This is a genomic window from Mucilaginibacter sp. (assembly GCF_039921305.1).
Taxonomy (GTDB): Bacteria; Bacteroidota; Bacteroidia; order Sphingobacteriales; family Sphingobacteriaceae; genus Mucilaginibacter.
This window is the reverse complement of the sequence record NZ_JBDSCA010000008.1, coordinates 1-8,737: the sequence shown is the minus strand read 5'-3', so window position 1 is coordinate 8,737 and position 8,737 is coordinate 1. Positions and strand designations below refer to the sequence as shown.

Sequence of the window (8,737 nt, the reverse complement as noted above, 5' to 3'; positions counted from 1 at the left end):
TAACGCTGGTTGTTAAGGATAATGGGATAGGCATTCCGGACGATGATCAGAAACATTTGTTTGAGGCTTTTTTCAGGGCTCACAATACCGGGACGATCCCGGGTACCGGTCTAGGGCTAAATATCGTTACCAGGTATACGAACCTAATGAGCGGCAAGATAAGATTTGAAAGCAAAGTAAATAAAGGAACAACTTTCACAATGACTTTTCCGACAGAATAATGGTTAATCATGGTAGGATGAAACATCCACGCTCTAAATCATTGATTATCAAATGTTTTAATCAGAACTCATAGTCGAGGGTGTTATCGCCAGACCGTATTTGCCCTTTACTCTTATGCCCACGTGCCTTGGAAAAGCAAAGGCCAGCATCGTTATACGGAAAGTTTACCGCCGCCGCAAATGGCAATCAGAGCGTAAGTTAAATTGAACTCACAATATTTTGAATAAACCTAATTATCGATAAGTAAAATCAAGACGAAACAAATATTCTGATAACTTAATTTTAGAAGGTTTTGAAATTACCTATAAAATTAAAGAAAGAATTTTTGCGATTTTCCCTAATGAGGACACTCGTCAGTTTCCAAAGTAAGTGTATTTCGAGATCCGTAATCGTAAAATAGCTGTAACAAGCATTAATTTGAATTACCGGCATTTCCCTGATAGCCGAATGATTGATAAACATGCTTTCGGCAAAAAGTTTAACTATTTACGAATCAGCCAGCAAATCGAAGTATTCATCATCTTCATTTTTACCACCATAACCTTTGCCGATATGTTTGTGGGTATCCAGGAATTCAATGGAACTAATCCATTTCACCATTTTATAACCCAACTGGTTTTCAATTCTTAATCTAAGTGGCGCGCCATGTGGCTCGGATAGCGGAGCGTAATTCATTTCCCAGGCCAGTATCGCGCCTGGCTTCAGGCAGTTGTCAAGGGTATGGGTATCATAATAGGTTCCTCCCAAAAGCCCTTCACCAAAAGAATAAAAAACAACTGTTGTAACGTTCGCATGAGGTTTGACCAAGTCCACCAATTTCTCAATCGGTAAACCGCCCCATTCGGCAATGCCCGACCAGCCCTGTATACAATGATGCATGGTGATATTTTGTTCCAACGCCATGCTTTTCAATTCTTCCAGCGAAAGTTCTACGGGGTTGCCCACCATACCGCCCACTGTCAATTTATAGTCTTTGAAATCGTTTCTCGCCAGACCGAGCCATTCGGGACTCTTGGGCATGATCCCATTGACCCAAAAGTAGGGCGTAATATCCTTTTTCTGGTAATAGATCCTCGGTTTTAGCCGATTGATCGTCAAACTCCAAAGCGTACCGTTCACAGCGGCTTCCGTTTGCTGTAAGGCGCGCGGGCGTTGCCAGGAAACCCAGTGAGCTAAAAATCCAAAAGCTACGGTAATCAAGAGAATACCGATCCCTACATAAACACCAGTGTGACTTGTTGGATTATCAGTACCTACCGTGATATGGTTCATATTACGGGTTAGTCCGGTGGCTGCCACCATAGATACATGGATGATGATAAAAACGACATAAGATAGCATCACTAAAAAATGCACCGACCTTGCACCCTGGCGGTTTCCAAATAATTTTGGAAACCAATGAAAACGGTTTTCAATGGCCGGCGACATAGCCATTCCGCTTAATAGGGCTATGGGCGCCAATAAGAATACAACCGCGAAATAAGATACCTGTTGCAGCGCGTTAAAATGATAAAAGCCATTAGGCTCGATGGGCATGTGAAAAGTAGCATAGTGGACAAATACATTCCAGGCATCCGGCATTATCTTCCATGAAATAGGGACGAGCCTTTTCCACTGATCTGTAAAAACCAATAAGAGCGTAAAAATGATCCCGTTCAGCAGGAAGAACGGAACCGTGATGAAATGCCAGGCCCGGGCTATCCCAACGGTATGCCGGTAACCGGGCAAGCCAACAACAGGGTTCAAATATCGGCCGTCTTCTTTAGCTGTATAAACCCGGTCGTTGGGCACCTTAACGGGTGTAAAGCGCAGCCATTCTGTTTCGGGTGCACAGGAGTTATTCCAGTAAAGGCGCGGATGATCAGCAAGAATGGAAAGACCGCTCCTGATCACCATGATTAAAAAAAAGAAGTTGACCCAATGGCTAAGGCTTAACCACCACGGGAAACCCACAGGGGACGTGATATTTTCCGCCGGAAATGAAGCAGAAGGATCAGCGGGCAGCCCAAACACCCAAAATTGTAACCAGGCAACACCTATGGTCGCCAGCAGCAATAAGCCTATAATAACAAGTGCTTTCGGCTGGATGCCCAAAAACAAACGCCGGTCTTCTGGGATGCGGATCGCTTTTTCAGCGGGATCGAAATTGGTGAACATTTGGGATGATATTTAAAAGCAGTGGAATTAACAACGGAAACAAAAATGAATCAGTCGGCGTTTTAAATGCGCTAAGCAGAACCAATTACGCATTTCGTTGTTGAGTTAAAGATACCTATTTAAGCCGGAGTATCTAATTATCATTTTTGGGCAAATAATAACGCTATGACTCATCAATTTAAGATCGGAGACCATGTGACCTGGAATTCAGAAGCTGGATATGTGACGGGTAAGATCATTAAAATACATACAAGTAACTTTAATTATAAAGGCTATATCCATCACTGCACAGAAGCCGAGCCCCAGTATGAAATTAAAAGCGACAAAACCGACCATATCGCTGCTCATAAAGGCGGCGCACTGAAAAAGATATAGTTTTGTTCATGACTTTACTGATAAAGCCTGAAATAGGTTAACAAGCAATGCTCATCCATTACGTCACTAATCAAGCAGATGTAATTATCAGGTCTGACAAGGATGTAGATTTGTTCACTTACACCTAATTTTAACCATTCAGGGCTTAGCGGCAACTCCACTATTTTAATCAGCGGCATCAGGGCATGGGGAGTGCATGTCTGTTTTAACTCAGCATCGGTACCGATGCAAAGCAAATGCAATTTTGGCCCGGTCAGTAAATGATGACAGCTTTGCATTATTCCTTCATTTTCTATTATTATATATGGAAAACGGTCGCCTGCTTTGAACTTAAGTGTCCGGGCGGTGTACTGTACGGATAACGGACTATACTTATAGGAATACCAGATTTGAGATAGCGTAGTAAAAATACCTTTTTTCATTCTGGGGCTGAAGGAAACCATTTTAAAAATAGCTGGCATCAGGTATCTGCGTAACCGGTAAATCAACGTGTTATTACTGGTCATAAAGCCAAAGATCCGGTCTGTGAATTTAAGAAGCCATTTTGCAAAATGGTATCTTTCGGCGTGGTAGGTATCTAAAAGTTTTTTGCCACCATGCCCATTCAGCACCATCCAAAGTTTCCAGGAAAGGTTATAAGCGTCCTGTAACCCGGTGTTCATTCCCTGGCCACCTGCCGGGCTGTGTACATGAGCGGCATCACCAGCCAAAAAGCAACGATTAACAGAAAAGGTTTCCACACAACGGTGATGCAACTTATATACAGAGAACCAGTTAACTGTTTTGAACTCCAGGGGCACGCCTATGGTCTCCTTGATAACAGTCTCCAGTGCTTTAAAGTCGATAACTTCTTTATCCTTAAAACTTTTAGGCAAGGTGCCTAATATTCGGTAATTACCGTCTTCATACATTGGAAAAAAAGCGCAAAAGTTAGCTTTAGACGGTGCCGCAATTAACTGGTGAACGGGTTGCTCCCATTCGATTTTTGTATCTGCAACAAAGAATTTGTTCTCATAAGTCCCCCCGTCAAATCTGCATTTCAGCTGCTGACGCACCTTGCTGGAAGCGCCATCACAGCCGATCAGATATTTAGCCTGAATATGCAGGAGTTGCTGTGATGTCAGATCCCGCAACCGGACGGTAACTCCTTCAGTAGATTGTTCCAGACTTAAAAATTCCGTATTCCATAGCACACCGTGCTGTGAACTTTTTAAGTGTTCATATAGCAGTAACTCATTCCTGGACTGTTCAAAAGACTGCAAATAGGGAAAGTCGGTCAGGCCATTCCCGGCGCTTCCCATCGAAAACCGAAGCTTCTCTTTGCCCTCCATAAAAATAGTAAAGTCCTCAATATATTTGCCCCCGGCCACAACCTTGTCGGATAACCCCATTTGCTGGTATATCTCCATACTCCTTGCGGTAACCAGCATAGCCCTGGATTCAACATTGATCCCGGCTTTAGCATCGATGATGATCATATCTACACCGAAGCGGGCCAGTTGGCAGGCAGCCATCAGCCCCGTAGGCCCGGCACCAATGATGATCACAGTCGTATTCATCGGTTAGTCTTTAGGCGAAATATCGCACCGTCCATATTTTCAGTTACCCTCAACTGGCAAGCAAGTCGGCTACTTGCGTTCGCATCAGGAAGTATATCAAGCATATCCATTTCCTGATCGTGAGCAGGCGGGAGACACTCCAGCCCATGCATAACTTCAACCTGGCAAGTTGCACAAAGCGCCATGCCACCGCAAGTGGCTAAAATATCATAGCCTGAAGCTTTGAGCACTTCCATTAGATTAAGATTGATCCCTTCCGGTATTTCAACAGGCTTTTGGATGCCTTGGTTATCTTCGACTATAATCTTAATCATGTTAAAATGCGGTTACACCGTAAACGGTGGTATATTTAAAGCTCAGTTTCTGATCGGGATACACATATTTAAACGCGCTTTGCATCATCAAGGCCGCTTCATGGAAACCGCATAAGATCAATTTAAGTTTGCCTGGATAAGTATTAATATCGCCAACGGCATAAACACGCTCAATATTGGTGGAATAGTCCACCGGGTTTACCGTGATGGCCGATTGAATAACGTCCAGCCCCCAATCCGCTATGGGCCCGAGTTTAGGGCTCAAACCAAATAGTGGAATAAAATAATCAACTGATAGCTTAGTGATGCTCTGATCATTGGCAAGAATGGTCACTTCCTGTAAATGCCCCACTCCGTTTAATGCGGTTACGTGGGATTGCAATATTAAATCGATCTTTCCGATTTTAGCCAATTCAAATACCTTTTCCGCAGAATCGGGCACTCCCCGAAAGGTGTCGCCGCGATGAACCAAGGTTACTTTAGCGGCTACATCAGACAAAAACAGGGTCCAGTCGAGCGCGGAATCGCCCCCGCCAGCTATAACAACATTCCTGTCGCGAAATAACTCCGGATTTCTGACCATATAAGTTACGCCCTTTCCTTCAAAATCAGCCAGGCGATCAATGGAAGGTTTGCGCGGCTCAAAACATCCCAGGCCACCGGCGATCAATAAGACCTGGCAATGAACTTCAGTAAGCTCATTGGTTGTTATTAATAGTGAACCGTCATCATTCTGTATTATCGTTTCCACCCTTTCACCTAAAGTAAAACCGGGATGAAAAGGGCTGATCTGTTCCATTAATTTATCCACCAGTTCCTGGCCCATTATTTGAGGATAACCCGGAATATCATAGATCGGTTTGTGCGGATAAATTTCGGATAACTGACCGCCAACCTGTGTTAAGGCGTCAATCAAATGACATCTCATTTTTAACAAACCGGCCTCAAATACGGCAAATAAACCTACCGGGCCGGTGCCAACAATGCAAATGTCTGTAGTTATCGTATTGTCTTGATCGCTCATTTTATTTAGCTAACGGGATCTATCCCTGAATTAATATACAAATGCTGTTTTCCAATGCCTCAACGGAATGGATGACAGCTACAGGGATTTCCTGTTCATCAAACCTATTCAAGGTAACTGATCCTTCGCCCTGCCTATACAGAACACTTCCATCAATAACCACTAATTTGGCCGGGATCGGCGTCTGGTGTTCCTTTAGCACCATTCCTTTTTTGAAACCCATAGCGATAACCTTAAACTGGTCGCCGCGTTGTAATATTTTGACTATGGGATTTACTGCATTTTCAAGCTGGGCTAAAACTTCTTGTATGATCATTTTTTTATCGTTTATGGTAAAATGTTTATTCTCAATCCGTTTATATTTTCATCAGCCATGATCTGGCAGGCTAAATGGATTTATCGCTTCCGCTATTAAAATTTTCGATGATAATCTTCAGATTCTTTACGTTGTTACTGGTGCTCATATCCACTTTCCATTTGACTCCGTTATTCAATATGAGTTTTTCATTTGTCTCTCCAGATTGATGTTCAGCTACTTCTGAAGGATTGGGAAGATTTTTATTTTCAGCAGTTTTGTGATTATTGCAAGACCATAATGTGCCTGCCAATAATAGTAGGATTAATAACTTTTTCATTAGCGTGTGTTTTGATTTTAGTTATTCTGGTATATTTTTTACAGCCCTCATGATCCTTGCAATGCTATTCGCTCTTTTTTTGGCATTTTATGCTACCTGGCCTTTAAATAATTCATCAATAGTTTCATTAAAAAGCATTAGCCACCTGTCAAAATGCACTTTATCAATTGGAAGCGGTAGGTGCTTTTTAAGCGGATCGTCAGTAAACTTTTTTGTGTATAGTAACAAGGTAGACCAAAAGTCGACCATGCGTTGCAGGTGCTGATCCCAGTTATCTTTCACGATGGGATCAAATACAGCAAATAACAAAGCATCCTCGCGTACCTTTGTGTAAAAGGTGTTCACCAATAGCGAAATATCATTTTCTGTACTTATATCGTTTAATTCCAGTCGCATATCGTGTGTTAAACTATTATTTTATCTACATTGCCTCCTGCCCGTGCCAATTTATTCTGGAACATGAAGGCCATTAACTCCGCCCGGTTCTTCGTGTCATCAGCGACAGAACCTTTGAAATTCCTGTCTATGGTTTGATGAAATAGTTCAAGCCATCGCTTAAAGTGGTCGGGTTTCAAATTTAAAGGGGCATGTTTGGCGAAAGGATTGCCCCTGAAACCGGGAACACCAAAAAGTGCGGCATTCCAAAACGCGTACATTTTATCCAGGTGCGGCCCCCAGTTTTCAATTGTTTGATTGAATATGGGTCCGATAAGCAGGTCTTGCTGAACTTTTCCGTAAAATTCATTTACAAACAGTTTTATAGCGGCAATGTCTTCAATATCGTTCATAACTAGGTATCTCCTATTTCATTAGTAAACAAAAGTAGGATTTTAATAAAAATATAAAGAGCTTTTTATCTTTTATTACTTTGGCATTATATACCTAAATAGATTTCGCTATGTTCTATTTAAATAAAGTCATTTGCCCGGATGTGATGTGATAATAAACGGCCCAGGCAGCAAACATTATCAACAGGATGACGATCCAGAAAGGGATACTTTGCGGAGTTTCACTGCCTTGCAGCATAAATGTTTTCTGGTCACCCTTCCCATAAGCATTGATCATCAGGGGAAGGATACCATCCACCACCTCATCTTTCCTGATCCCTTCAACCGCGATTGCAGGGCCGTTGCGGACGATAAACGGGATTGTTTTAATACCTTCCTTCCCTTTATGGTCTCTGCTTACCACTTTCAGAATATGCTTGCCGTCCGTTAGCTTTTTAGTATCCAGATCGAAAGATACCGGGGCTGGGAAGGTTCCTATTGGCTGCGGATCATCGTCAATAAACAGGGTCACAAAACTTTTATCTTCCATGACTTAAGAATTAAAAATGATGTTTTTAATTTCTTCATGTGCTTTTTCAGTGGGTTTTGCCAGGCACTTGATCAGGGCGTACAAAGAATAAAGCGTGATGATGACCATGATACTGACAATCACATAATCCCAGTTACTGGTTGGCCCGGCACCGTGGGTAATTCCTTGTAAAAATTTTGGTTGCTGGGCTTTGCAGGCATCGCAGGCCATGGCTGCAAAATTATCCCCTAAGCATATCCCGAAAATCAGCAGCACACCAAAAGAGAGCGTTTTCTTTTTCATATTATTTTGCTATGGGTCCTGTTTTGACCTGGTTGTATAATTCTTTTAATTCCAGGAGCGTAATCTTCCTGGAATTATTACCCCAGCTGCTCCGCTCATGATTAATAATGGCCAGAATTTCCTCTGGTTTCAGATTGTTGTTAGTGCCGACCGCCGGCATGATCCCGTAACCTTCACTTGCGCGGCCATTATAACCTTTCATAATAATGGTCAACTGCACTTTCGGGTTTTTATCTAAAACAACCGGACTGCCTTTTAAAGGCGGGAAAGCACCTTTTAAGCCCTCGCCATTTTCCTGGTGGCAGCTCTGACAATTTACAGCATATAGGGCAGCTCCATCCAGTTCGGTATTTAGTTTGCTGGTGGTTCCTGTCGGTTCGGTCTTAATCTCCTTACCATACAAGAAAATCGGTGTGGGTTTGCCATCCGGTAATTTGATCTGTTTAAACGACTTTAGGTAAGCAACCAACTCAAGCGCTTCTTTCGAAGCAATTATCTTACCGGTTATTCCCTGGCGGTACTGATCGGGCACATTGATGATCACATCCCCCGGATAGGCGTATTCCTTTACTTCGAACAACCAGGAATAAGCCGGCATGATGGATTGGGCTACCACACTCCTGGGATTAAATAAGTGCAATAAATGCCAGTCCGCGCTGGGCTGACGATTACCAATATTCATCAGGTCAGGACCGGTACGTTCCGAACCCATCAGGTTAGCCGTATTACGCCATACATCAGTACGTACGTTCCGCGCATAATCAGCGGCGATGCTGGGCCTTGTACCCCACATTTTGTCCATATCCACGTTTCTGACCTGTTGGGTGTGACAGGCAATACAGCCCTCCCGTA

Annotated in this window: 13 protein-coding genes and 1 pseudogene; 2 read left to right on the top strand and 12 right to left on the bottom strand. The window is 43.0% G+C overall.

What is annotated here, in order from left to right; genetic code table 11:
• On the top strand, positions 1-221 hold a 221-nt coding region (locus ABIN91_RS01255; RefSeq protein ID WP_348047606.1), incomplete at its 5' end, for a HAMP domain-containing sensor histidine kinase.
• Between the two features lie 487 nt (positions 222-708).
• On the opposite strand, the gene ABIN91_RS01250 is transcribed toward ABIN91_RS01255, so the two are convergent.
• Positions 709-2,379 (bottom strand): molybdopterin-dependent oxidoreductase, encoded by a 1,671-nt coding sequence (locus ABIN91_RS01250; protein WP_348047604.1) that lies wholly within the window; start codon positions 2,377-2,379, stop codon positions 709-711.
• A gap of 165 nt (positions 2,380-2,544) precedes the next feature.
• On the opposite strand from ABIN91_RS01250, the gene ABIN91_RS01245 reads away from it, so the two are divergent.
• Complete coding sequence (locus tag ABIN91_RS01245; protein ID WP_348047602.1) at positions 2,545-2,754, top strand: DUF2945 domain-containing protein; 210 nt, start codon at positions 2,545-2,547, stop codon at positions 2,752-2,754.
• Positions 2,755-2,768: 14 nt separating this feature from the next.
• Here the strand turns inward: ABIN91_RS01245 and ABIN91_RS01240 are convergent, their stop codons facing one another.
• The 11 genes and pseudogenes from ABIN91_RS01240 to ABIN91_RS01190 all read right to left on the bottom strand — a co-directional run.
• Positions 2,769-4,313 (bottom strand): FAD-dependent monooxygenase, encoded by a 1,545-nt coding sequence (locus ABIN91_RS01240; protein ID WP_348047600.1) that lies wholly within the window; start codon positions 4,311-4,313, stop codon positions 2,769-2,771.
• Positions 4,310-4,627, bottom strand: a complete 318-nt coding sequence (locus ABIN91_RS01235; protein ID WP_348047598.1) for a 2Fe-2S iron-sulfur cluster-binding protein — start codon at positions 4,625-4,627, stop codon at positions 4,310-4,312. The genes ABIN91_RS01240 and ABIN91_RS01235 overlap by 4 nt, the downstream gene beginning before the upstream one ends.
• Before the next feature lies 1 nt (position 4,628).
• Positions 4,629-5,651: an NAD(P)/FAD-dependent oxidoreductase gene (locus ABIN91_RS01230; RefSeq protein WP_348047596.1), complete on the bottom strand. Its 1,023-nt coding sequence runs from the start codon at positions 5,649-5,651 to the stop codon at positions 4,629-4,631.
• A gap of 19 nt (positions 5,652-5,670) precedes the next feature.
• On the bottom strand, positions 5,671-5,967 hold the full coding sequence (locus ABIN91_RS01225) for a hypothetical protein (protein ID WP_348047594.1): 297 nt from the start codon (positions 5,965-5,967) through the stop codon (positions 5,671-5,673).
• A gap of 70 nt (positions 5,968-6,037) precedes the next feature.
• Positions 6,038-6,286 (bottom strand): hypothetical protein, encoded by a 249-nt coding sequence (locus tag ABIN91_RS01220; protein WP_348047592.1) that lies wholly within the window; start codon positions 6,284-6,286, stop codon positions 6,038-6,040.
• A gap of 87 nt (positions 6,287-6,373) precedes the next feature.
• A complete protein-coding gene (locus ABIN91_RS01215) occupies positions 6,374-6,682 on the bottom strand; it encodes a group III truncated hemoglobin (protein WP_348047590.1) in 309 nt (102 codons plus the stop codon).
• Between the two features lie 8 nt (positions 6,683-6,690).
• Entirely contained in the window at positions 6,691-7,074 is a 384-nt protein-coding gene (locus tag ABIN91_RS01210) for a group III truncated hemoglobin (protein WP_348047588.1), read from the bottom strand.
• A gap of 115 nt (positions 7,075-7,189) precedes the next feature.
• On the bottom strand, positions 7,190-7,603 hold the full coding sequence (locus tag ABIN91_RS01205) for a cytochrome C (RefSeq protein WP_348047586.1): 414 nt from the start codon (positions 7,601-7,603) through the stop codon (positions 7,190-7,192).
• Positions 7,604-7,606: 3 nt separating this feature from the next.
• Entirely contained in the window at positions 7,607-7,885 is a 279-nt protein-coding gene (locus ABIN91_RS01200; protein ID WP_348047584.1) for a hypothetical protein, read from the bottom strand.
• 1 nt (position 7,886) lies between these two features.
• Positions 7,887-8,483: a c-type cytochrome gene (locus ABIN91_RS01195; RefSeq protein ID WP_348047608.1), complete on the bottom strand. Its 597-nt coding sequence runs from the start codon at positions 8,481-8,483 to the stop codon at positions 7,887-7,889.
• Positions 8,457-8,678: pseudogene (locus ABIN91_RS01190) on the bottom strand (cbb3-type cytochrome c oxidase subunit II); the annotation flags it as partial. The pseudogene ABIN91_RS01190 and the gene ABIN91_RS01195, both read right to left, overlap by 27 nt.
• Positions 8,679-8,737 lie beyond the last annotated feature (59 nt).

Coding starts and splice junctions, on each gene's coding strand:
- ABIN91_RS01250 (WP_348047604.1), bottom strand. CDS start 2,379: ATGTTCACCAATTTCGATCCCGCTGAAAAAGCGATCCGCATCCCAGAA.
- ABIN91_RS01245 (WP_348047602.1), top strand. CDS start 2,545: ATGACTCATCAATTTAAGATCGGAGACCATGTGACCTGGAATTCAGAA.
- ABIN91_RS01240 (WP_348047600.1), bottom strand. CDS start 4,313: ATGAATACGACTGTGATCATCATTGGTGCCGGGCCTACGGGGCTGATG.
- ABIN91_RS01235 (WP_348047598.1), bottom strand. CDS start 4,627: ATGATTAAGATTATAGTCGAAGATAACCAAGGCATCCAAAAGCCTGTT.
- ABIN91_RS01230 (WP_348047596.1), bottom strand. CDS start 5,651: ATGAGCGATCAAGACAATACGATAACTACAGACATTTGCATTGTTGGC.
- ABIN91_RS01225 (WP_348047594.1), bottom strand. CDS start 5,967: ATGATCATACAAGAAGTTTTAGCCCAGCTTGAAAATGCAGTAAATCCC.
- ABIN91_RS01220 (WP_348047592.1), bottom strand. CDS start 6,286: ATGAAAAAGTTATTAATCCTACTATTATTGGCAGGCACATTATGGTCT.
- ABIN91_RS01215 (WP_348047590.1), bottom strand. CDS start 6,682: ATGCGACTGGAATTAAACGATATAAGTACAGAAAATGATATTTCGCTA.
- ABIN91_RS01210 (WP_348047588.1), bottom strand. CDS start 7,074: ATGAACGATATTGAAGACATTGCCGCTATAAAACTGTTTGTAAATGAA.
- ABIN91_RS01205 (WP_348047586.1), bottom strand. CDS start 7,603: ATGGAAGATAAAAGTTTTGTGACCCTGTTTATTGACGATGATCCGCAG.
- ABIN91_RS01200 (WP_348047584.1), bottom strand. CDS start 7,885: ATGAAAAAGAAAACGCTCTCTTTTGGTGTGCTGCTGATTTTCGGGATA.
- ABIN91_RS01195 (WP_348047608.1), bottom strand. CDS start 8,483: ATGCCGGCTTATTCCTGGTTGTTCGAAGTAAAGGAATACGCCTATCCG.